This window comes from Aromatoleum aromaticum EbN1, from assembly GCF_000025965.1.
Taxonomy (GTDB): Bacteria; Pseudomonadota; Gammaproteobacteria; order Burkholderiales; family Rhodocyclaceae; genus Aromatoleum; species Aromatoleum aromaticum.
Map to the genome: position 1 here is coordinate 210787 of NC_006513.1, position 22129 is coordinate 232915.

Sequence of the window (22129 nt, forward strand, 5' to 3'; positions counted from 1 at the left end):
GTCCGATATCAGAACGTGCGCTGGATCGTGAGCGATACGAAATCGCGGTCACCATGGAAATTGTCATAGGACAGCTCTCCTTCCGGATTGACGATCGAACCGGAGGAGCCGATATAGTGGGTGTAATTCAAGCCGCCCTGCCAGGTTTTACGGTAATCGGCCTTTACGCCAATGCTCAGGCTGCCGCCATTTTCAGAGGGGAACAGCACGCCATTGACCGAGGAGCGCCCCGCCAGGCCGTAATTGACCCCGATCGGCACCTGCAGATCGAGCCCGGGCATGACTTGGAAATATTCCGGGGTAAAAACGAACTGGATGGCGCTGGCTTCGCGGGTGGCGTTCGGATCAAGCGCCGCCTTGTTGTCGGTGACGCTCAATACACGGTTGTAGGCGAATTCCCCGACAAAGGCCGCCCCCTCCCACAGCGCATTCGCCGGCAGAACGGTGATCGCCGATAGGCTCACATGCATCGTCTTGCCTTTCGGGAAGGTGGCGTTGTCGTCGTTGTCCGCTCCCCCCAGACCCAGCGCGATGTTGCCCGAAGCCACCAGCGGCTGATTTTCGCGGAAGGACAGTTCGCCCGAGACGTTCGTCTCCCCCAGCAGCGTGGCAAAGCTTGCGCCGATGGTGCGGATGTTTTCCGCAAAAACCAGGACGTAATCGCCGTCCGTGCCGTTTGCCGGATCGGCGTTCAGGCCCGGTCGTACATAAAACTGCGGGAGCTTGTCGTGAAACTGGGCGGCGTATAGTCCGTATTCAGTGTCGCCGGCACGGAATTTGACCTGAATGCCGCCCTGGCCAGAGTCTTGGGCATCCAGGTCACCTCCGCGGTGCAGCGTCCCGTTTAATCCGAAAGGGCCATACAGAAATTCACCGCCAGCCCCGGGAAAATCCGCAAACGCAAAATAGCTCCCCGCTCCCGGCAGTCGCGACTCGCGCCATTCGTACTGATAGTAGGCGCCGACGGACATATCTGGGCTTAGTTGCAATTGCGCCGAAACCTGCCCAACCGGGCGGGCGACTTCCTTGAACTGCGAGTTCGGCACTGACAGGGCACGGGCCAGATCGAGCGGGGTCTGGGCTCCGGCGATCCCGTTGGCGCCGAAGAAAAGGGTTTCGCCGTAGAGCTGGGTAAAGCGCCCGGCCTTCAGATTGAGGCCTTTGCCGGCAATATCCGTTCGCCCATATATGAAGGCATCGAGGAATTCCGCTTTTCGGCCGTGTAGTTTTTCAGTGGCCGTCGTGAACTCGTCGAAATCGGCGGAGCGTTGGTTGAGGGATGCGGCGTGGCGTAGGCTACGGTCGTTCGACTCGTTGTAGACTTGGTCGTACCAGGCTGCGCCGCTGACCCGGATGCCCATGTTGTTGCGGTAGCGCAAATCGAACTCAGAGAGCAGGTCGAGCCGGTTCGAAATCAGGCCTCGGCTGAAATTACGGTCGCCGTCATTGGTGTTGATCTGCGCGCCTGCATCCGAGGCCGGCCCGCTCGCGTCCTGCTGCTCGACACGCCAGCTCGCATTGTATTTGACGGTATTGTCCCTGCGCATCGAAAGATCGGGATTGCCTGTATCGATGGTGACGCCGAAAACTGCCCCCGAAACCGTCATGCCTGCGCAAAGGGTGGCGACGGCCGCGCTGATTAACTTGATTCGTGACGTGCAACTGTAATTAAACCGATATTGCTTGTCGTTCACGACTTCCTCCTCAGGCAATACAATCATGGTAATTGCAAAATTGATCTTTTTATATGGGTCGAAACATTTAGGATTTTCAACGGTATTTCGAATAGCAGGCCTAATCGAATGTTGTTATTTGCCCTTTAGTGTTTCGATAAATTGACTCTTGAATAACGAATGATCGCGGTGAACTTCGGCTTTTTCAAAGATTCGTTCTCTGGTCTTGCTGCCCGCATGAACGCCGGAGATGCCCGCTTCTGGATGACAACGAATAAAAAGCATGGATCGTACCAGTTGCTTTTTTAATGTCTCTGCTGCATCGCAGTAAAAAATTACCCCTTCAAAAATGTGGCTTTAAGCGTGTGATACCACAGTGTTTTGCGCAGTGCGGAAGAAAGTCGATTTGCAGCGGGTTCATAAAATTGTGAAACCCCTCTCAGAAGGTGCTGTCGAACTTCATAATTTTCGTGCTTCCGTTCATGGTCTTGTACTTGCAGTTTTCCGCATCAGGCAGGCCGGCGGCGCGGACCCTCGAATTCAGTAATAAGAGTGAATCGCATTCGCGGGGTGTGCATCGTGATCCAGCGAAGTTCGGTGAAAGCCTCGATGCCAGCCTTGCCGCCGAAGCGCCCGTATCCCGAATCCTTAAGTAGAACAACGTGGCCGCCAACGCCTGATGGGTGCGGAAGTCGCCACCTCGTCCTCTGCCCACGACTGCACTTCCCTCTGGGCACCCGAATGGGCGTCCATACCGCTGCGCTTGCCCATGACTTTGCCTCGCAGGCTGACACTCGCTTGCCAAGGCTTAGCCAACGCTTTAACAAAGCACTACAAAGCAATGAAACTTGTAGGGGGACCTCGAAAAACCCGCAATTTTGTCGAAATTGTCTCTGTAAGCCGTTGATTTATTGAGACTGCAATTTTGGGAAATGAGGTTTTTCGAGGTGCCCGTAGGTAATGGAAAGCCGTCAGACAGGTGTCAGGCAACCGTTTCTTCTCCGCTTCATGATTTCTCATGAGGGCTAAGGGCGTTGGCCCGGCCACGCCTGCCGCCTGATCGCGATCAGCGCATCGTGGAGGAAGGACAGAACTGTCATCGCCTCCTCCGAAGAGCGATCCGTGCCCACGCCAGCCCGTACGGATGCCTTGCGGTTTGCCCTGTAAAGGAAGGTATGGCTACCGCCCAACCGTCTCAACCGGCACGCCTGCCGCGTTCGTCACTCTGGCCGCCGGAGCATTTCAGCCAGCGTGACCAAACGTGATTGAACTGCCTGGCGTCAGGGTGACCCGGGGCGTCTTCGTCGGTATGCTACTAGGATGAAGATACCCGCCTGCCCATTCTGCACCCTGCCTCCCGAGCGCATCGAGTTCTCCAACATGCACGGGGTGGTGATCCGCGATGGCTATCCCGTTTCCCCCGGCCACACCCTCGTAATCCCGCGCCGGCACATGGCCTCCTACTTCGATCTCGAAGGCGAGGAGCGGGACGCCCTGCTCGCCTTGCTCGACGAGGCGAAGCGCCGCCTAGACAAGGCGCTGCATCCCGACGGCTACAACATCGGAATCAACGATGGGGCGGCGGCGGGCCAGACCGTCCCGCATCTGCACATCCATCTCATCCCGCGCTATCACGCGGACCGGCACGACCCGCGCGGGGGCGTGCGCTGGGTCATCCCGGACAAGGCCGACTACTGGACGCCCCGATGAGCGTGCCTAGCGCCGAGGCGCAGATCCGGTTCCTGCAGCAGATCCAGCGCCTCTTTGGCGAAGGGGAGTTTTCCGCCACCTACAAGTTCGCGCTGCTCCTGTCCTTGGCCGAGTTCGCGGTCGAACGGGGCGACGACAGCGGCGCGGCGCTCGAACTGCCGCTCACAGCCGTGGCCGAGAAGTTCGCCGAGCTCTACTGGCGGCAGCTGGCCGTCTACAGCTCGGGGCAGGCAGGCGCGCAGGCTGCGGTGCTGCACCAGAACCATGGCGCCCAGGCCGCCATCGTCCAGCACCTCGCGCCGATCCACCGTGAGGTCCAGGGCCAGTACGGTGCCGCCCGACAACACCCCGCGTGGGAGGCGGTGCTACGCGCAGTGGCAAACACCGTGCGCGCCATGCCGCTGCGCCACCTGCAGATGCTCGGCGACACGCTCGAGCCGTTTCTCTACGATTACCCGTGTCCACGAGGGCTCGTCCGCCTCAAGCCCGGTGTCGCCTTCAACCTACGGCGCTACCACGTACTCATCCAGCAACTGGCCCGGGCGGGCTGGGTCGAGCACGTGCGAGGCAACCGGCTCAACGCGCCCATGTTGGGCCGGCTGGACGATCTCGAAACGTTCATGTTCGGTGCCCCGCGCGCGCCGCTTGCCGAGGTGGCCCGCGTGCTCGGGCCGCTGCAGTCGCATCGCTGTTTCTACTGCCGTGAGCCGATCACGAGCCAGGCCGAAGTCGATCACTTCATTCCGTGGTCGCGCTACCCACGGGACACGGCTCACAATTTCGTGCTGGCTCACCATCGCTGCAACAACGACAAGCGCCAGATGCTCGCGGCAGGCCGCCACCTGGAAGCCTGGATGGAGCGCTTCGGGCGCTACGGCAACGAGATCGGGCAGGCCTTGTCCGACAAAGGGTTCGTGGTCGATCCGCAGTGCTCGATCCGGGTCGCGCGCTGGGCTTACGAGGAAGCCTTTCGCATGGGCGCTTCAGCCTGGAAAGAAAAAGGCATCACGGAGTTGCTCAGGCCGTCGAGCCTCGCAGTGTTCGCGGACTGATTGGGCGAGACGCTCGCCCGGCCCCTCCGGGGCCGTGCCATGCGGGCCGGCGGATCGCAGCGGTGCGTCCCGATCCGCCATGATGGGAGGATTCCGAACATGTGTTCCAACTATCGACCTGCTCGGCGTGCGGAGCTTGCGCATTTTGGCGTCGCACCGCCTGAACTCCCGCTGGAGGACAAGGACGCCTATCCGGGCAGTGCCGCACCGATGATCTATCAGCCGCCCGAAGGCGGCGGCTGGTCGTGCGTGGCCGGCACCTTCGGACTGCTGCCCGTCTGGACCAAAGACCGGGCCTTGGCCAAGCGCACCTATAACGCCCGGGTGGAGACGGTCGCCGAGAAACCCTCGTTCCGAAGCGCCTGGCACAAGCGCCAGGTGTGCATCGTTCCGGCCGCGGCGATCTACGAGCCGTGCTACGAGACCGGCAAGGCCGTCTGGTGGCGCATTGCCCGGGCCGATGGCGCCCCCATGGCGATTGCGGGGCTGTGGGAGCGCAAATCGTGGGAGGCAGGCGCGCCGAGTTGGTCCTTCACCCTGCTCACGGTGAATGCCGAGACGCATCCGCTCATGCGCCGCTTTCACAAACCGGATGACGAGAAGCGCACGGTGGTGGTGCTCGATGGCGACGCCCCCGAGGCGTGGCTCGCGGCCGAAAGTAAGGCCGATCTGCGGGCGCTGCTTAGGCCGTGCGCGGAGACGCTTCTGGTTGCCGCCCCGGGCAGGCTCTAGCGTAGGGAGAAGCGAGTCGGAGGGTCACCGATCCGGTCTCGCAGCAAATTCAGGCGACATCAGGCTGCTGCCGCGCAAGCTTTTGCGCCGCCACTGCCAGCGCATCGAGCGAGCCGCCGTTCGCAAGCCACGCTTCGACCCAGTGGGGTTTTCGCCCACGTCCGGACCAAGCCAGTTCCCGGTTGTTCGGGTGGCGGAACTTCACCGGCACGGGCGCCTTGGCGGGTGCAGCCGTCTTCGATTTAGCTTTCCGGGGTGCTGCGACCACGGGGCTTGCCATCACCTCGTCGAGCGACAGGCCGTGCTCGCGGGCGAGCTTCTGCAGTTTGCGAAGGACGACGGCCTTGCTTGCGGACTGGCGCTTTCCGATTTCCTTGTCGATCCGCCCGCTCAACTGCTTGAGCTGGGGGAGCGTGAGCTGATCGAGATTCATGACGTATTTGCAATGACTTCGTGATGAGGGCATGAGCGGCGCATCATGCCACGGCAGGCGGCATCCAGATACGTGCGAGTAGTACGAAAGTAATAATTCGTCCCGCCCTAGGTTCGGCGCTTGGCGGACTGTCGTCGCGCGTCCCACCGCAGCAATGCCCGCACGAGCTTCCCCGGGCCATGGTCAGATCGTCTGCACGAAAAGAACCACGGGAGATCGTCGGTGTCGCAACGACGCATGAAATGCCGATAGAATATCCGGCGATTCGACATCGACCAGTGAGGAACGTCCCATGCCGCCTGCGAAGACCAGCAATTTTTGGTTCCAGACAAACGCCGACGTTGTCGCTCGACGCAAGATGCTCGGCCTGAACCAGAGTGAATTCTGGATGCGGCTCGGCATCACGCAGTCAGGGGCATCTCGCTATGAATCCGGGCGCACTATCCCGAATCCGGTGAAGATCCTGCTTCAGGTGGCATACGGTTCCGACGCGCAGATGATCGTGACAGTCGCAGAACTGCGGGAGATGCCTAAACAGCCGGAAAAGCAAACTGAAAAGCGACCGCAGAAGCTGATTGCCAAAAAAACTCCCCGCACGAATGATCAGCCGAGGAATTTCGGCTACCTGCCGTAAGTTGGCTCAAGGCAGGTCAGTTCCCGACGGCATCCCCCGCGCACTTCTTGGTGAAGCTGGCACGTGCAGCGCCCGCGAGTTTCTTCTCGGTCGCCGCGACTTCGCAGGCCGCTTGTGCGTCCCGCGAACACTTCTTCATGAAGCTCGCTTTGGCGGCGCCTGACAGCTTCTTCTCGGCAGATCGAGCGCTGCACGAGCCTTCTTCCGCATGGGTTGCGACACTGACGAGTGCCATCAGAAGAGCCAGAATCAACGCGCGCATTTATATCTCCGCAGGGGGCTCGATCACGCCGATCGCGCAGCCAAGGTACCCCATCATCATGACGTCTTCAAGTTGAATTCTCCTGCGATACACTCAGATCGCGATGCCGCAGAACACTTAGCCCCTTTGTAGGCGGCACCTCTCGTCGACGCTGCGGTCGTCCAGCCGATGCGCGCCCCGCCGACGACCCGGGTCCTGCCACGAACGACCTCGCCGCGCCAAAGCGACCACGGAGCTTGACGCTAACAGCGGCCAGTGGGGTATGGTGGCGCCCCCGCCCAAGACTGACTCACGAAAACGTATGCGAACGCGTTCCGTCGTTGCCCTAGCCGCCCTGCTGCTGACAACCACTAATTATGCCGCTGGCAACGGCTTTCGCAGTTGCCCGGACGCTTTCCCGGGCCCCCCTCCGGTCATCAAGCGGTCCGCGGATTGGAAGCTGCGCGAACTGTGCTACGACGCGTTCGCACTTCTGCATTCAGGCAAGACCCGCACGCCGCTGTTCGTGGTTGAGAAGCTCACCCGCGCAAGCTTGGCTGACGCGGACGACGAGGAACGGACCAATCGGTTCTTCGCCGACGCCCGCCTGCCCAGATTAGAGCGCGCGCACCTCGAGGATTACTACCGGTCGGGCTTTGACCATGGTCACATGGCACCGGCGGCGGACATGCCAACCGCTCAAGCGATGGCGCAGAGTTTTTCGTTGGCGAACGTGGTTCCCCAGGCGCCGAACAACAACAGGCGGGTTTGGGCCAAAGTCGAGCGGGATACCCGCGCCTACGTGAAGCGCAGCGGATCGACCGTTCACGTATTCACAGGCCCGGCATGGCAAGGGCACCGAGCCACCATTGGCTCCAGTCCCGTCGCGGTACCGACCCATGTGTACAAGCTCGTGTATGACGCTACCAAGAACCGCGCGTGGGCGCACTGGCTGCCCAACACTGATGAAGCTCGCCTGGGCAGGCCCATCTCGTACGAGGCGTTGACGCAGCACCTGGGGTTTGAGCTGTTGCCGGGGAAGCGCCCTTCCCCCTAAACCCGGTGGTCGTGCGGCGGGAAGCTACGATCAGGAATGGCGGCTGTCGAGTAATGGTGAATGGGTGCTTCCGACCCAAAGCAGTCATTGGAACCCGAGGAAAGCTGTCGTTCAACGTTTGAGATATCGTGCGCGTTCGCCTTTCGCTATTGGGACGTAGCCTCAGCCTTCAACCGCTCTATGAACATACGAGCAGCACGAAGTCGTCCTTGCTTGAACTCGGCGTAGCCTTTATCCTGGTCGTCATCTAAAGTCGCTATCCAATTTTCAATGCCGGCAACCAACAAAGACGCGAAATGAACCACGGTTAAGTCGTCAACGCTGTGCTCAAGCTCGCCGGTTGCTACCGCCTCACAGTACCAAACACCATATAGACGAATATTGAGATCGCGAACCTCGCCATAATTGTCACGTGCGGCTTCAAAGAACTGGTTCCAGTACTTCTTGGCAGTGTCTGTCTGTTTTCTCTCTGCGAATATTCCAGCGATAACAGCCAGATCTGACCACGTGCCGAGATCCACAGATCGTAGATAGATGCTCAACGCCATTTCGAGGTCTTGCTTCACCCCACCGCTACCCCAGCGATACATGCTACCTGCGGCCGAACATGCCGCCGCATGTCCGAGGGCTGCGGCCTGTTCAAAACATTTGACGGCTTTTCCCGTGTCCGGCAGCGTTGTGTCGGTGCCATTCATATACGCGAACCCCAAGTCATACAGATCTTCCGCCAACTGCTCAGAGGATTGAGTTGATATTTGGCGGGCGTCCTCGCCGTCGCCTGCAGTGATAGGGATGAGCTTGGCGGCCTGGGCGACGATTTGAACTACGACGTGTAGAGGTGCATTGAAGAACTCGCGATTCTGTGCGTGGCGATACCCGCCTCTCTCGAGTTCGCTATGCACCCAGGCTTCAGCGCTGTGACAGTCTGCAACCGGCTGCTGAAATGCAAGAGAGAAGGGCTGCGGCACTCCAGTTGGGGAGGACAGCTCGGCAACACGAATATCTGGCTCTCTTGTCGTCTTTCCGACCTTGGTAAGGCCAGGCATCGTCGGGTTGGTCAAAACGTATAGAAATCCTTTGGCCACTGGAAGCTCCGTTCGAACTACGTAGTAGGGACTGTATTCGCGATGCCTAACGATTAAGGTTAGATCGTGGCTCGCTTCGCGCTCACGATCTAACCTTAATCGTTAGAGTTCGGGCTACCAATACGACTCCCGTTTGTCAGTCCGGCAAGTGTTGGTGGTTCCTTCGAGCAGATGCGGATGTACGTGGAGATAATCCCACGCGAAGTCGCTGATGTTGTGTGCGAACCCCTCGAGAGCATTACCCACCGAGGCAGACAAGTGAATGATTCCGTTAGCTTTGAGCCCTTGCACGACGCCATCGTCAATGCGGAGCGTGTTTGCGCGAGTATTCGCGGCGAGGTAGGATCGCAAAATCTGCTTTTCATCTTCGGTTAGACATTGCAATCGCTCTGCTACGCGCCGATAACGGTGCCTCCTGAGCCACCGCTGCTTGACGAGTGCGATTCCATCGCCGGCCACGGAAACAGCAAACAGAGCGCCAGTAACAACGAGGGTGAGCCCAAGCATCGGGCGGTTGTCCTGTGCAAACTCAAATACCCCGATGAACTTGAGAAACACCTCGCTGGAAAAAAGAAGAACGGCGGCCATGACGCCGAGTGCTATGAGATAGCGTGGTGCGAGCTTCAGGAACTCAAGAAACGTCTTGGCAGCTTCAGCGATCATATTGAGAGGTCCAACTCAAAAAAACCGGATTAGGTATCGCTCTGTTCTATAGGAGCTTTTGTGTGTATATCGATTTATACACGGACTTAAACCCATCTCGTTATACACAACTCCGCACCGCCGGCACGCCGATCTGAATAATCGTTGACCTTCAAGGACTTACACGAAGTGCTTGTAAACCCATATAAAAACGCGTCTACTTTTGCAATTTGGGTGACCTGTTGGCGACGAAGAGCTGGGTGGTGGAGGAGTTTGCGGGGATGGCGCTGGGCGACGAGAGACTGAACAAGCGGGCGAAGGTGCTGATGGAGCGGTTGTCGGCGAAGCCGACGGCGGGCATTCCGATGGCGTGCCGGGGCTGGGGCGAGACGGTTGCCGCGTACCGCTTCCTGGGCAACGACGAGGTCGACTGGCAGGCGATCCTGGCGCCGCATTGGGAGCGCACCCGCAGCCGCATGCGTGCCCATCCGGTGGTGTTGTGCCTGCAGGACACGACCGAGCTGGACTTCAACGGGCAGGGCATCGCGGGTCTGGGGCGGCTGAACTACGAGGCGCGCCGCGGCATGTACCTGCACCCGACCTATGCGGTGACGCCCGAGCGCGAACCGCTGGGCGTGCTCGATGCGTGGATGTGGGCGCGCGAGGATGTCGATGAACCAGGCGAGCGCACCAGCATCAAGGAGAGCGCGCGCTGGCCCGAAGGCTACGAGCGGGTCGCGGAGTTGGCCACGGGGATGGCGACCACCCGCCTGGTGTATGTAGCCGACCGCGAAGCGGATCTGATGGAAATGATGCTGCGCGCCCAGACGCTGGGCACGCCGGCCGACTGGCTGGTGCGGGCCAAGCACAACCGTTGCTTGCCAGAGGGCGCGAAGCTGTGGTCGCACACCTGCGCAGGCGAGCCGCTGGGCGAGATCGTGTTCACGATGGGCTCGCGCCACGGCCAGAAGGCGCGCGAGGTGCGCCAGCAACTGTGGGCCCGACGGGTCAGCCTGCCTGCGGGCAAGGCGGGCACGGTATCGGCCACCTGCATCGTGGCGCGCGAGATCGGCGCGCCGGCCGGCACCAAGCCCGTGGAGTGGCGCCTGCTCACCAACCGGGAAGCTGCGACGGCTGCCGACGTGGTCGAGCTGATCGACTGGTATCGGGCGCGCTGGGAGATCGAGACTTTCTTTCACGTGCTCAAGAACGGCTGTCGGATCGAAGCGCTGCAACTGTCCGCCATCGAGCGCCTGGAGCGCGCGCTGGCGTTGTTCATGGTCGTCGCCTGGCGCATCGCGCATCTGATGCGCACCGGCCGAACCTGCCCCGAGCTGGATGCCACGCTCTTCTTCGACCCCGACGAGATCCGCGGCGCGTATCTGCTCACGAAGAAGAAACCGCCCGCCACCCCGCCCACCATCAACGAAGTGCTGCGCCTGATCGCCACCCTCGGCGGCTTCCTGGCGCGCAAGGGCGACGGCGAGCCGGGTGTGAAGACCATCTGGCTGGGCTTGCAGCGCGTCATGGATGCCGCCGCCACCATACAGGCGCTACGCGATGAGGCGGCCTGAGTTGTGTATAACGACATGACTTAAACCAACGGACCAACGGCGAAACCCGGCAGTAAGTTACAGTCACTTCGACGGACCTCCAAGCTTCAATGCCGAACGGGTGAAGTGTAACAGCGACAGACCGCTTCTGGCCGACAGCACGAGTTCCGATCTCTTCCGGGAAGCAGCCGGCCGCTCGCCGGTGAACAATCAGACTCCGATCAACAGGCAAGGAGTCTCGCATGGAATCCTATGAGCATCGGGATCCCTGGAACAAGGGAAAGCTAGTGAGAAGGCGCCGCTCAAGCCCAAAGACGTCCGGGCATCCGTATCCATCTGCAGAACGCCCACGAGGTGCGTGACCTCGCCATGTTCAACCTCGCGATCGACAGCAAGCTCCGAGGCTGTGATCTCGTCAGCCTGCGGGTTCGCGACGTGACGCACGGAATCCAGGTGCTCTCAAGGGCGATGGTCGTGCAGCGGACGACGCAGCGGCCGGTCCAGTTCGTGATCCAGACCGCGTTGCTCGACCCCTTGCGCTGGACCCTTTTTGCTCGCGCACCTGAAGAGCGAGGACCAGCGGTGCGCAGACGAGTCGTTGTGGATATCCCGGCGGCGGGTGGGCGCGCTCACGGCGTGCGCAGCCGCGCGGCCGCAAACTCCTCCTGCCACAGGCGCGTGCCTGCGGCATTCCACGCGGCGACGCGCAGCAACCGCGCGCCGGCCGGCCCGGAGAACTCCAGCGTGCAGAAGTTGCGCTGTGTGACCAGCGTCACGGGCACCTCGCGCACCGGGAATGGGCGGGGATGCACGCGCGCGGTCAGCGGCGAGCAGGTGAGCTCGGTCAGCGGGTAAGTGCCGGGGCGCTCGCGCTCGGTCAGGTGAGTGTAGTGGATGTCGCCGGAGAGAAAGAACACGCCGTCGATGCGCTCTGTAGCGAGCCAGTCGAGGAACGCCTGGCGCTCGCGCGGGAAGTTGTGCCAGCCCTCACCGCCGCGGCTCTCCGGCGACGGGCGGTCGCTGAGCATGCGGCTGCCGTTGGCGACCAGCTTGAAGGTGGCAAGCGAGTCGCGCAGCGCTGCCTTGAGCCACGCGAGCTGCGCCGCGCCCAACATCGTCCGCGCCGGGTCCTCGCCGGCATCGTCGTCGCGGTGGTAACGGTCGTCGAGCAGGAACAGCTCGACGTCGCCGAGCGGCACCCGGGCGAAGATCCCGGGCACGCCGGGCAGTCCGTAGCTGGGGTTCGCCCAGTAGTCCTGGAACAGCTCCAGCGATGTCCCCTTGAGCGCGAAGTCGCGGTTCGAGTTGTTCGGGCCGTAGTCATGGTCGTCCCAGATCGCGACGTGCTGGCCGGTGCGCAGCAGCCGCTGCAGCGACGCGAAGCCGCGCGTGGCCGCCCAGCGCCGCTGCATCCGCGCGCCGGCCTCGTCCGCGGGCGCGAAGTCGCCGTCGCGGTAGTAGATGCTGTCCCCGAGCCACAGCATCACGTCGGGCCGCCGTGCGACGATGGTATCGAAGATCTCGAAGCCGGCGCCGAAGGAGTCCGGCGTGACCTCGTAAGGGGGGTCGGGGACGTAGTTGCACGAGCCGGTGGCGATGACCAGCTCGCGAGGCGCGGCAGGATCCGCGGGCGCGGTGGTGAACGCCGGCACGTCGCCGAGCTCGACCGGGGTCCCGTCGAGCAGCACGCGGTAGGCGTAGCGGGTGGCGGCGTGCAGACCGTCGAGGTCGACGCGCGCGGTGTGGCCGCGCTCCGGGCTGACGGCGACGGGCGCGCTGCGCCGCGCCGCGTCAGGCTGCCCGTGCGGCCAGTACTCGAGCTGCACGTGGGCGGGGCCGTCGGTCATCAGCCACACGACTACGCGCCCGGACGTCGCCGGCCCGGCCATCGGGCCGCCGGCCAGGTTAGCTGCGCTGGCGCCGGCCGCGTGCAGCGCCAGCAGCAGCCAGGGCAGCGCCAGGCGGCGCAGGGCGCGCCACGCGAGGCCGGGGCACAATAGGGGGACGGACCTGGCGGCATGCAGCGGGCTACGGTGTGAATAGAACCCGTGTAGGACGCAATAGCCGAAGATCATTGCGCCGCATGCCTCATTCCATCTCACCGTGCGCATCGGCGAGACCACTCCCTGCCCAATCGAGCGAATAGACCCCCCACGCCCCACCTTGTCACTGCCGGATGTAAGTTGATACGGGCTGCCGATTGAAAGTTGATACACCGAGTTGAGAAGATCGGGCCATTTGGAGCCCGGGTGATCACAGACGAGGTGTATGTGGAAATCGAACTGTTGAGGCGTCACGGGTTGAGCCTTCGGCGGATCGCCGCCGAGGTGGGGTGTGCGGTGAACACGGTGCGTGCGCACCTGGCGTCGCCGGAGCTGCCACGCTACGCGCGCAAGGTCCAGCGGGTGACGAAGCTGGCGCCCTTCGAGGCGTACTTGCGCGAACGCCAGGCGGCGGCGCATCCGCACTGGATTCCGGCCTCGGTCCTGATGCGTGAGATCGTGGCGCAGGGCTATCAGGGTGGCGCCAGCCAGCTGCGCGCGTTCATGCACATGCTCAAGCCGGCGCAGCCATCGGAGCCGGTGGTGCGCTTCGAGACGGCGCCGGGCCACCAGATGCAGGTCGACTGGGTGGAGTTTCGCAAGGGCGCGCAGCCGCTGTACGCGTTCTGCGCCACGCTCGGCTACAGCCGCATGAGCTACGTCGAGTTTGTCACCGACATGAAGGTGACGACGCTGATCGGCTGCCACGAGCGCAGCTTCGCGGCGTTCGGGGGCGTGGTGCGCCAGGTGCTGTACGACAACATGAAGACCGTGGTGCTCGAGCGCGATGTCGACGGCGAAGGCGCGCACCGCTACCACGCCGGCTTTCTGGACTACGCCCGTCACGCCGGGTTCGTGATCAAGCTGTGCCGCCCCTATCGGGCACGGACCAAGGGCAAGGTGGAGCGCTTCAACGGCTATCTGCGGCGCTCGTTCTACGTGCCGCTGGTGGCGCAGTTCAAGCAGGCCGGTCTGGTGCTCGACGCCGCCACGGCCACGGTGCAGGTGCGCCGCTGGCTCGACGAAGTCGCCAACGTGCGCGTGCATGGCACCACCGGCGAGCAACCGGTAGCGCGGCTGGCGGCCGAACGGGCTGCGCTGCAGGCGCTGGCACCGCCGTGGCGGGGCGACATCGAGGGCGCCCGGCCGCAGGCTGAGGCGGCACACGACGAGGGCCCCGTGCGCCCGCCCGCCGTGCGTGCGCACCTCGAAACGGCGCAACCCGCCCAGCATCCGCTGGCCGTCTACGACGCGTTGCTGCAGACGCTGCAACAGGCGCAGGAGATCGGCGCATGAACCTGCAATACGAACGGATCCAGGCGCTGTGCCAGACGCTGAGCCTGCCGCTCACCGCCCAAGGCTATGCCGCAGCGGCCCAGCAGGCGGCCACCGATCAACTGGCCTACAGCGACTTCCTCGAACAGTTGCTGCGGGCCGAGGCGGCCGGTCGTCAGAGCCGCAAGCAAAGCATGCTCACGCGCCTGGCGGGCTTCCCCGCGATCAAGACGCTGGAGGATTTCGACTATGGCTTTGCCAGCGGGCTCAAGCGCAGCCAGATCGAGGAGTTGGCCAGCCTCGCCTTCGTCGAGCGTGCCGAGAACGTTGTGCTGGTGGGCCCCAGCGGGGTGGGCAAGACCCATCTGGCCATCGCGCTGGGCTACCGCGCCACGCAGGCCGGCATCAAGACGCGCTTCACCACCGCCGCCGACCTGCTGCTGACGCTGGTCCTGGCGCATGAGCGCAACCAGCTCAAGAACGTGATGCAGCGGGCGATCAACGCCTACCGGCTGTTGATCGTCGACGAGATCGGCTACCTGCCGATGACGCGCGAGCAGGCCAACCTGTTCTTCCAGGTGATCGCGGCGCGCTACGAGCGGGGCAGCCTGATCGTGACCAGCAATCTGTCGTTCGGGCAGTGGGACAGCACCTTCGCCCAGGATGCGACGCTCACGGCGGCGCTACTGGATCGGCTGCTGCATCACGCGCACATCGTGCCGATCAGCGGCGAGAGCTACCGGCTGAAACACCAGCGCAAGGCCGGGATGGTGCAAGCGCTGGCGGTCGCCGGCTGAGGGCCGCGCGACGGAGCGCCCCTGCGGTCGGGCCTTCGGCCCTCCCTTCGGGGCGCTCCGTCGCACATGTCAATGGGATAGAGGTGTATCAGTTTTAAATCGGCAACCGCCGGGAAAGCGTGTCAGTTTTAAATCGGCATTGACACACCTAGGCGTGGAACGTCGAATGAGCCCAGTCTGCCACCCGCTGGACATCCACGTATTTGACGAGATTGAAATGCAGTAGTCGAGGTGCGCACGATAGTCCTGCTCGTCATGAATCAGGTGTTCCCAATAGCGCCGCTGCCGTATCCCCGCTGTCCTCGCGCCCAGGGAACCACGGAGCGCCTCTCGGTGGCAACCAAGACCTTTGAAGCCTGCCTTGAACAATCGCCAGCGGGAGGCGAAATCCGTATCCGATGACGGCAATTCCCGCCCGCAGTGCAGGTGTTACGCCAGCACGACCCAACCGTGGAAGGCGAACCGATGCCGGCGGCGAACGTCCCGAACAACGCAACAGGATCAGCAAATCATTGTCCACGCGCTGCGGGGCATCGACCGTGGATAACTTGTTACCGCAGCGCCATTCTTGGCATCCATCAAACGGGGACAGCTCCAATTCCCCATCCCTTCCGCCCTGGCTGTGACTGGCCGATCTGTTCAGCGCTCAAGCATCCTCATGTGCTTCGCTCGCAACCCCCGCCTGCGCGCGCTTGGGCTTGTATTCGATCCGGGATACTCGCCCCAGGCACAAGGTGATGTCGTCGGCGGTGACCTGGAAGCCCGGCACTTTCTCCGGGGCCCCCTCCGGCAGATACATGAACTGCTTGAGCGTCCCTTCGACCTGAACGCGCGTACCCTTCCTCAGCAGACGAGCGGCATCCTCGCCACGCTGCCCCCAGAGCGAAACGCGCATCCAGAATCCGCCGACCTGCTGATACTCGTCGTTGGCTTCGTCGTAGGCGTAGTCGTCGAAGAACACGCGCATCTCGGCCACCACCTCGTTGCCACCGTTGACCGGGATGTGCTTGAGGGCGGGGGCATCGCCGAGATTGCCTTTCCCCTTGAAGACGTTGGGCATGTTTCTCTCCTTGGCGTCGCATTAGAAGACGCTGGAAGCGGACGCCGACGTTCCCAGCGTGTGAAACGCTACCGGCAACGCTCCTGGGCATGCCTCAACGCCAGTCGGGCCTCGATCTCACGGCGGTTGAGTTCGAGCGCGCGCCGATGCGTCTGGTCGTACCACTCTCGGAGAACGCCTGGAAGGCGAACGAAGTAGCCCTCGATGTCCCCCCACGGAATGTGGCCAGCATGAGGACCGGCGCCTGCGGAGCGCCAGCGCAGATGCACCTGGCCGGTCGTCTTGCGCCGATGGATCGACAGGTAGAAGGTGCGTCCGCTCACGCGCCGCGTCAGCCGGGACAGGTCTGCCTGGGCCCGATGAATCTTGTCGACACGCGCAGCTGCCTGCCGCACCTCAGCCGGGGCTTCGCCCCTACCCGTAAGGCCCTTTGCGCCACACTCCGGTTGACCTGACTCAGAGGACGTTGCGCCACGCTTCGATGGATTGCATTGCGTCATCGCCCGGCCCGCGTGATCAGTCCACCAAGCCATCGTCGGTTGGCTCATCGACGGCTGCGCCACGCTCCTGATGGATGCCGGCAAGCTCCGCGGCGACGCGCTCGAGCATGACCTTCTCGGTATCGGAGATCGACACACGGCGCTGGGAGTGACGCGAGCCCTGGTGGCCTGCGTAGATGCCGGATGGCACAGGGCCGAAGATTCCGGTGACCGCAGCGACGCGGCGCTGGGCGGCGGCGTCGGCGCCCGGCAGAAAATCGGTGCGGCTAAGCGGCAGCAGCTCGGGCTTGCTGAGCCATGTCTCGAACCGGATGAACTCCTCGAAAGCCGCCCGCATCGGCCGGGTGAATTGCCGGATTGCGTCGTGCACCTGCTTGTCGGAGAAGATGGCCTTGCGCCCGAGCGTCTTGACGACGCGCACGTAGTAGTCAAACTCGACGATCAGTTCGGCGATGGCGTAGCCGTAGGGGCTGCGGAAACCGAGTTCGAGCACTTTGGGCTGGCGCGACTTGAGGATCGCAAAACCCAGGCCCTTGTCGGCCCGCTTCCGGATCTCGGCGTCGAACGCCTGCGCTTGCTGGTCCAGGCCACGCCGCAGTTCGGGAATACGGTGGTCGGCCCGCAGAAGTGCCCAGTCGGCGTAGGGGTTGTTGTTGCGGCTCAGCGTCCACAACGCCTTGAGGCTGGACGCGACCCGCTTCCCGCCCGGGATGGCGTTGTACTGACCGGCCGGGTCGCGCCGACGTCCCATGAACATTCGGAAGCCTTCCTTGGTATGGAGCGTCATCGTATCGACGCCATCGTCGACCAGCGCCCCGAGGTCGCGAAGCTGCGTGGCCACGCCCGCCTCGACCGTCAGATCGGCACCCTCGGTCACACGGTATTCCGCCTCCATCTGCTTGAGCCGGTCGTTGCGCTGCAGGTAGAGCTCGTAGCGCGGCCAACGCGGATCGGTGGGATCCGGGTCTTCCGATTCGATGAGCTCGATGAGCCTCTCCCGCTCCTTGGCAAGGCTGTAACCGTCGTCGAAGGGCGAACGCTCCTCGGTTTCGAAGGGAATGGGATTACCGCCCGGGAAGATCGGATCGCTGAGGCCGGGGTGATCGGCAGGAAGATGAGGAGAACGCGGCGGAACAGGAGTGGAGGGGTCGGGAGAGGCCATGAGACATTCCTTCACGTGAAGGGGGTGGGCGGGGCCGCGCCCGCTTCCGCCGCATCGCGGAAGCGGGCGAGCGCGGGAATCGGCGTGAAGCCGGGGAGAAACGCAGTGCTTGGGAGCGGACTGCCCAACAACTGGCGCAGCACCGGAACATTGACCTGATAGGCGGCAGTGGCACGCGGAATCTTCCTGGCGATGACGAGGGACCGACACTCGAGACGCTGGAGCGCACGCTGCACCACCTGATAGCCCAGCCCGGTGCAGGCTGCCAGGCTGCGACTGGAAACCTGGACCGGCATCCGGTCGGCGGACCGCCAGAGCAGCGCGAGCAGCATGGCCGTGGCGGGATAGTCGCCGCCCAGCCGGGCGAGGATATCGAGCGTGATCTGTTGCTCGGAGGCGAGTGAAGTCATGGGGGGTGGACCGGGTGATTCCACCGCACAGCAGATCGTCGCCTGGGTCGATCGAACCCAGCGTCAATGGGATTTCCGCTGGGTCGATTGAACCCAGCGGGACGGCAAGACCGCTCGGGCAGTTGGACGCCGCGTCCGCTTTCCGCGTGATCCTCGCCCCAAGAGTGCGGCGCAGCGGCGTCGGCCATTTCAGCCCGCCTCGCAATCGTCGAACTCGTGGACGACATACCAAAGGGTCGCGATCGACATCGTGGGAAAGGCGCGGTGCAGTTCGACGTACTGCTGCTGTGGCGGAAAGTTGCTGCGTATTTGCGGCCAGGCCCGCTGGACGGCTTCGCGAACCTCAGCGCGGGGAAGCGAAGGACGCCCGCGCGCGAGCGAGCCCGGGCACAGCAAGGCGCGTTGCTCGCGGACCTGCTCCATGGTCATCCTGAAGAGATGCACCAGCAACTGAGGATGCGCGCCGTGCCTGACGTGGTACTCGAGGAGTTCACGGGCTTCCGTCATGGCCTCGTGGCGCCGGTAGGCGGCCTCGAGCATCGCGGGGTCGAAGCGCACGGAAACATCGAACTGGGGCATGCCGGCGATGGCATGCAGGTCTCTGACCGAGGCGGCGCGAAGGGTGTCGAGGATGTCGGGACTCAGCCCTGCTTCCAGCAGCGTCTCCACCTCACCCGCCTCGAGCAAATGGATGAGATGGGACAACACAGCGACCCGCAGCTGTTCGCTCCTGATGGGAATCATGCGCGAACACCCCCCTTGTCAGTTGGGCTTCGGGACGGCTCGCCAAGCGGAACCCTGGCAGAGCCGGTCCGGCGATCCGGTGTCGCGACCGCGGCCTTGCACCGGGAGGCGGAAACGACGGACGCAGTCTCGGCACTCATGGCGGCTACTCCACGCGTCCGTCCGTAACACGACGCCCGTGATAGGCGTCCATCAGCGTCCGCATCAAAGGCCAGTAGGCCGGTTGCAGCAGGAGGGAGACAATGTGCTGGGCGTCGGCCTCAGATCCCCCGGCATCGTCCGACAGGCGGAGCAGGAGCCGATGCGCTGCATGCCGCGCCCGGCCCTCCTCCCCGTCCGCCGTGAGATCGTCACCCGCCAGCGGGTCGACGCGAAACCCCGGGGCCACGTCGGGATCACTGCGCACCAGGGACGAAATCCGGAACTGCGCCGAAAAGCCGTCAAGCGCGGCGGCAAAGCTGAGGTCGTCCACGGCGTCGCTGGAGCGGGCGCTTGACGGGCTCGCGCGCTTGGATTGCACCGCGGGCGGTTGCTGCACAGGGAGATCTTCGACGCCGGAATCAACCTCCTCGGACGTCGGCATCACGGCGGGAATCTCCAATGGCGCACCGCCGGAAAGCCGCGCCCGAATCTCTGCCGCAGAAAGTGGTTTGGCCGCCGCCATTACGGCGCGCAAGGTCTGCTCCACGGCCGAAACCGGGCAGTTGGCCTGGCGGGCGAACTGGGCGTTCATCTGCGCCAGGATGCGTTCCACCTCCATTACGGTGAGCCGCGGCGGATTGTCCTGCTCGCGAACGGCATTGATCGCAGTGCCGGCATCGGACACCAGCTCCTGGAACTCGGTCTGACGGACATAGGGATCCAGGTTGAGCGCTTCCGCGAGCTTCTCCAGGTGACCGAAGCGGCCGCGGATCGCACCTGTGCTCTCATGGGTGAGGTGCGCACCGAAGGCCGCCAGCTGTTCGACGGCGAAGAGGTAGTTCACCGCCGTAACCGTGTGGAGCTTCAAGCCGTACTTCCCCGCGCGCTCGGAGAAGGCACGCAGGCTCAGCGGCGACCCGAGTTCCGATTCCAGCAGGCCCTTCAGGTCGGCTGCTCCCCGGGCCTTCTCCCAGAAGGTCGTTTCGCCATGAGTCTGGTTTTCGGTGAGATGCGCAGCGAGAACGTCACTCTCGCTCACCCAGGGCCGGAAGACCGCTCGCACCCACTCGTACTTCGCATCCTGGGTCTCACGCCAGAGTTCCTGCACGACCTGTAGCCGGGTGTTGGCGCCGGCATAGCACATGTACCGACCGGCGCCGGGACGGCGGGTCACGGCGATCGCATCGTGGAGGCCTTCGCGGGACTTGATGGAGGCCCGGATGTCCGCGTACAGGGGGTTGGTCCGCAAGCGCGGGTTGCGATCGTAGCAGTCGACGTCCGAGCATCTCAACATCATCCAGCCTTCTGCATCCTGACCCGCCTTGAGGTCGGCCGCGGCGTTCTCAGGACTCTTCACGGTGAGACTGTGGGCGGCGAGAAGCGCCCGCCGCTCGGCCGTGCTTGACGGTCTGGGACTGGGCGCCCGGAGCCTTCCTTGCTTTTCCATGTGCAGGGCCAGGTCCTTGATGGAGATGGTTTCAGGCAGTCGCGTCTTGGATGTCATCACCTACCTCGGCACGCAAAGCGGTCGCCGGCCCACCAGCGTGGTTTCCAGCCAGACTGGGGATCAGCTCCCACAGGAGGGTGTGCATCGTCTCCCGCGCCCGCGCGGGATCGATCCAATGGACGGGAAGCTGCGCGGTCGCGGCGCTCTTGTACGCCACCGCGTGGGGCACGACGGTGTCGAGCACACTCACTCGGCATTTCAGCTTCCGGTACTCGTCGCGAATGGCCTTCACGATTTCGCGCGCATCCCGGGTGTTCTCCTGGCGATAAAGGATCGCCTGCATGGCGGGCACGGAAAACCCGAACGCGCTAGCGGTCTCGACACGATCGAGCAGTTTTTGCGTGCCGTCGAGAAACTCCCGCGCCGACAGAATGTCGGGCGAGACCGGGGAAAGTAGCCGGTCGGCGGCCAGAACCGCGGCATCCTGGAGGTGGCCCACGGCCCCCTGGGTGTCGATCATCACCACGTCGTAATGCTCGGAGATGAGGGGGCTGCGGAGCGCGAGCTTGATGCGCAGCGCGCTGTCCATGCGCGGCGCAAGCCAGTCCTGAAGTGTGCCCTCCGGCGCGTCGGAGACGACAAGATCGAGGCACCCGTTCGGATTGAGCCGGGGCTTTCCTCGTGGCGCACTGGGCGCGAGCGCAAGGTCGATCGTCGAGATGCAGTCGGCGGTGAGCGCCCCCTGCTTGATCATCTGAGTGAGCCCGTGCGGCGCCAGTCGGCCGATCGGGAAATACCGGCTGAGACTGGGCTGGACATCGGCATCGATCAGCAGCACCCGCATGCCAAGGTCTGCCAGGAGCGCGCCGAGATTGGCGTTAAGGGTAGTCTTGCCGACACCGCCTTTGGTCGAAACGACGCTGTAGACGATCATCGGTAAGCGTCCGCCGCTCCCACCTGTAACAGCCCCCCGGTTTTGCCGACACTCCTGATTTTCACCCGGAGGTCGTGATGAGCACACAATCGGAGCGCGTTGCGCGCTGGCGCGAGCACGTGGAGCGGTGGCGCCGCAGCGGTCAGACGCAGGCGGCCTACAGCGCCGCGCATGGCGTGAGCAAGAAGTCACTGGGGTACTGGATTCGGCGGTCGCGCCACGAGTCAGCGCGCGAGGCGGATTCGGTCCTGACGCTGGTGGCGGCGCGTCCTGTCGGCGTTGCGCCGCCACGGCAAGCGGGGGATGTGCTGTCGCTGTGCAGCCCGTCGGGCTGGCGCCTGCAGTTCGGTGCGCTGCCGCCGGCGCCGTGGCTCGCCGAGGTGCTCGCGCACGGGGCGACGTGATGATTGCGCCGGAGCAGATCTGGCTCGCGGTCGAGCCGATCGACATGCGTCTGGGCATCGACGGCCTGTCGGCACGGCTGCAGAACAGCCTGGGCCGCGCGCCGTGCGATGGCAGTGCGTACGCCTTCATCAACCGGGCCCGCACGCGCGTGAAGGTGCTGCGGTGGGATGGCACCGGAGTGTGGCTGAGTCAGCGGCGTCTGCATCGGGGCAGCTTCAGCTGGCCCGCTGCCGACACGGCGGTGTTCGCGCTGTCGGCCGAGCAGTGGCAGTGGCTCGTGGCGGGGGTCGAGTGGCAGCGCCTGAGTGCCGCCGCACCGGCTCACTGGCGGGTGTGACCGGTGTGCCGGCAGCGTCGACGATCCGCCACGTAAAAATTCCTGAAACCCTTGTGGATGCTG

24 protein-coding genes are annotated in these 22129 nt (G+C 63.6%); 11 read left to right on the forward strand and 13 right to left on the reverse strand.

Translation table 11 applies throughout. The annotated features are described in order from the left end of the window. Nucleotides 1–8: 8 nt before the first annotated feature. Nucleotides 9–1694, reverse strand: coding sequence for a DUF1302 domain-containing protein (locus EBN1_RS00940; RefSeq protein ID WP_011236034.1), 1686 nt, complete (start codon nucleotides 1692–1694; stop codon nucleotides 9–11). 159 nt (nucleotides 1695–1853) lie between these two features. Here EBN1_RS00940 and EBN1_RS00945 point away from each other — a divergent pair, with 159 nt between their 5' ends. The 4 genes from EBN1_RS00945 to EBN1_RS00960 all read left to right on the forward strand — a co-directional run bounded on the left by EBN1_RS00945 (nucleotide 1854) and on the right by EBN1_RS00960 (nucleotide 5167). Beyond that, on the forward strand, nucleotides 1854–1982 hold the full coding sequence (locus tag EBN1_RS00945) for a hypothetical protein (protein WP_277813118.1): 129 nt from the start codon (nucleotides 1854–1856) through the stop codon (nucleotides 1980–1982). A 1011-nt stretch (nucleotides 1983–2993) separates the two neighbouring features. Then, complete coding sequence (locus tag EBN1_RS00950) at nucleotides 2994–3383, forward strand: HIT family protein (RefSeq protein ID WP_011236038.1); 390 nt, start codon at nucleotides 2994–2996, stop codon at nucleotides 3381–3383. Continuing rightward, the gene (locus tag EBN1_RS00955; protein ID WP_011236039.1) at nucleotides 3380–4435 is read left to right on the forward strand and encodes an HNH endonuclease; all 1056 of its coding nucleotides are present in this window, start codon (nucleotides 3380–3382) and stop codon (nucleotides 4433–4435) included. Before EBN1_RS00950 ends, EBN1_RS00955 begins: the two co-directional genes overlap by 4 nt. Before the next feature lie 99 nt (nucleotides 4436–4534). Beyond that, entirely contained in the window at nucleotides 4535–5167 is a 633-nt protein-coding gene (locus EBN1_RS00960) for an SOS response-associated peptidase (protein ID WP_041645439.1), read from the forward strand. A 49-nt stretch (nucleotides 5168–5216) separates the two neighbouring features. Here the strand turns inward: EBN1_RS00960 and EBN1_RS00965 are convergent, their stop codons facing one another. Continuing rightward, nucleotides 5217–5600: an H-NS histone family protein gene (locus EBN1_RS00965; RefSeq protein WP_011236041.1), complete on the reverse strand. Its 384-nt coding sequence runs from the start codon at nucleotides 5598–5600 to the stop codon at nucleotides 5217–5219. 292 nt (nucleotides 5601–5892) lie between these two features. Between EBN1_RS00965 and EBN1_RS00970 the strand changes: the two genes are divergently transcribed. Continuing rightward, the gene (locus EBN1_RS00970; protein WP_011236042.1) at nucleotides 5893–6234 is read left to right on the forward strand and encodes a helix-turn-helix domain-containing protein; all 342 of its coding nucleotides are present in this window, start codon (nucleotides 5893–5895) and stop codon (nucleotides 6232–6234) included. A 16-nt stretch (nucleotides 6235–6250) separates the two neighbouring features. Here EBN1_RS00970 and EBN1_RS00975 read toward each other — a convergent pair whose 3' ends face one another. Continuing rightward, complete coding sequence (locus EBN1_RS00975) at nucleotides 6251–6496, reverse strand: hypothetical protein (protein ID WP_041645442.1); 246 nt, start codon at nucleotides 6494–6496, stop codon at nucleotides 6251–6253. A gap of 301 nt (nucleotides 6497–6797) precedes the next feature. On the opposite strand from EBN1_RS00975, the gene EBN1_RS00980 reads away from it, so the two are divergent. Then, the gene (locus tag EBN1_RS00980) at nucleotides 6798–7532 is read left to right on the forward strand and encodes a DNA/RNA non-specific endonuclease (RefSeq protein WP_157866555.1); all 735 of its coding nucleotides are present in this window, start codon (nucleotides 6798–6800) and stop codon (nucleotides 7530–7532) included. Nucleotides 7533–7678: 146 nt separating this feature from the next. On the opposite strand, the gene EBN1_RS00985 is transcribed toward EBN1_RS00980, so the two are convergent. Further along, the gene (locus EBN1_RS00985; protein WP_011236045.1) at nucleotides 7679–8617 is read right to left on the reverse strand and encodes a GIY-YIG nuclease family protein; all 939 of its coding nucleotides are present in this window, start codon (nucleotides 8615–8617) and stop codon (nucleotides 7679–7681) included. A gap of 114 nt (nucleotides 8618–8731) precedes the next feature. Continuing rightward, nucleotides 8732–9280 carry a superinfection exclusion B family protein gene (locus EBN1_RS00990; RefSeq protein ID WP_011236046.1) on the reverse strand — a complete coding sequence of 183 codons (549 nt, stop codon included), beginning with the start codon at nucleotides 9278–9280 and terminating at the stop codon, nucleotides 8732–8734. Nucleotides 9281–9489: 209 nt separating this feature from the next. Between EBN1_RS00990 and EBN1_RS00995 the strand changes: the two genes are divergently transcribed. Next, nucleotides 9490–10833: an IS4-like element ISAzo5 family transposase gene (locus EBN1_RS00995; RefSeq protein ID WP_083782920.1), complete on the forward strand. Its 1344-nt coding sequence runs from the start codon at nucleotides 9490–9492 to the stop codon at nucleotides 10831–10833. 608 nt (nucleotides 10834–11441) lie between these two features. Here the strand turns inward: EBN1_RS00995 and EBN1_RS01000 are convergent. Continuing rightward, nucleotides 11442–12887, reverse strand: coding sequence for an alkaline phosphatase D family protein (locus EBN1_RS01000; protein ID WP_011236049.1), 1446 nt, complete (start codon nucleotides 12885–12887; stop codon nucleotides 11442–11444). Nucleotides 12888–13061: 174 nt separating this feature from the next. On the opposite strand from EBN1_RS01000, the gene istA reads away from it, so the two are divergent. Together istA and istB are read left to right on the forward strand one after the other, a co-directional pair. Continuing rightward, the gene (gene istA / locus EBN1_RS01005) at nucleotides 13062–14150 is read left to right on the forward strand and encodes an IS21-like element ISAzo17 family transposase (protein WP_011236050.1); all 1089 of its coding nucleotides are present in this window, start codon (nucleotides 13062–13064) and stop codon (nucleotides 14148–14150) included. Next, nucleotides 14147–14926 (forward strand): IS21-like element ISAzo17 family helper ATPase IstB, encoded by a 780-nt coding sequence (gene istB / locus EBN1_RS01010; protein ID WP_011236051.1) that lies wholly within the window; start codon nucleotides 14147–14149, stop codon nucleotides 14924–14926. The genes istA and istB overlap by 4 nt, the downstream gene beginning before the upstream one ends. Nucleotides 14927–15572: 646 nt before the next feature. On the opposite strand, the gene EBN1_RS01015 is transcribed toward istB, so the two are convergent. From EBN1_RS01015 to EBN1_RS01045, 7 genes are all read right to left on the reverse strand, one after another. Then, nucleotides 15573–15986, reverse strand: coding sequence for a single-stranded DNA-binding protein (locus tag EBN1_RS01015; protein ID WP_011236053.1), 414 nt, complete (start codon nucleotides 15984–15986; stop codon nucleotides 15573–15575). A gap of 68 nt (nucleotides 15987–16054) precedes the next feature. Continuing rightward, entirely contained in the window at nucleotides 16055–16309 is a 255-nt protein-coding gene (locus EBN1_RS01020; RefSeq protein WP_157866556.1) for a hypothetical protein, read from the reverse strand. A gap of 193 nt (nucleotides 16310–16502) precedes the next feature. Then, nucleotides 16503–17648, reverse strand: coding sequence for a PFL_4669 family integrating conjugative element protein (locus tag EBN1_RS01025; protein WP_049780131.1), 1146 nt, complete (start codon nucleotides 17646–17648; stop codon nucleotides 16503–16505). Between the two features lie 11 nt (nucleotides 17649–17659). After that, the gene (locus EBN1_RS01030) at nucleotides 17660–18058 is read right to left on the reverse strand and encodes a hypothetical protein (protein ID WP_041645447.1); all 399 of its coding nucleotides are present in this window, start codon (nucleotides 18056–18058) and stop codon (nucleotides 17660–17662) included. 189 nt (nucleotides 18059–18247) lie between these two features. Next, nucleotides 18248–18802, reverse strand: a complete 555-nt coding sequence (locus EBN1_RS01035; RefSeq protein WP_011236056.1) for a DUF2857 domain-containing protein — start codon at nucleotides 18800–18802, stop codon at nucleotides 18248–18250. Nucleotides 18803–18947: 145 nt separating this feature from the next. After that, nucleotides 18948–20447 (reverse strand): hypothetical protein, encoded by a 1500-nt coding sequence (locus EBN1_RS01040; protein ID WP_193759530.1) that lies wholly within the window; start codon nucleotides 20445–20447, stop codon nucleotides 18948–18950. Further along, nucleotides 20422–21324: a ParA family protein gene (locus EBN1_RS01045; protein ID WP_011236058.1), complete on the reverse strand. Its 903-nt coding sequence runs from the start codon at nucleotides 21322–21324 to the stop codon at nucleotides 20422–20424. Before EBN1_RS01045 ends, EBN1_RS01040 begins: the two co-directional genes overlap by 26 nt. A gap of 77 nt (nucleotides 21325–21401) precedes the next feature. Between EBN1_RS01045 and tnpA the strand changes: the two genes are divergently transcribed. Beyond that, entirely contained in the window at nucleotides 21402–21728 is a 327-nt protein-coding gene (tnpA, locus tag EBN1_RS01050) for an IS66 family insertion sequence element accessory protein TnpA (RefSeq protein ID WP_041645449.1), read from the forward strand. After that, on the forward strand, nucleotides 21728–22066 hold the full coding sequence (tnpB, locus tag EBN1_RS01055; RefSeq protein WP_011236696.1) for an IS66 family insertion sequence element accessory protein TnpB: 339 nt from the start codon (nucleotides 21728–21730) through the stop codon (nucleotides 22064–22066). The genes tnpA and tnpB overlap by 1 nt, the downstream gene beginning before the upstream one ends. Nucleotides 22067–22129: the final 63 nt, after the last annotated feature.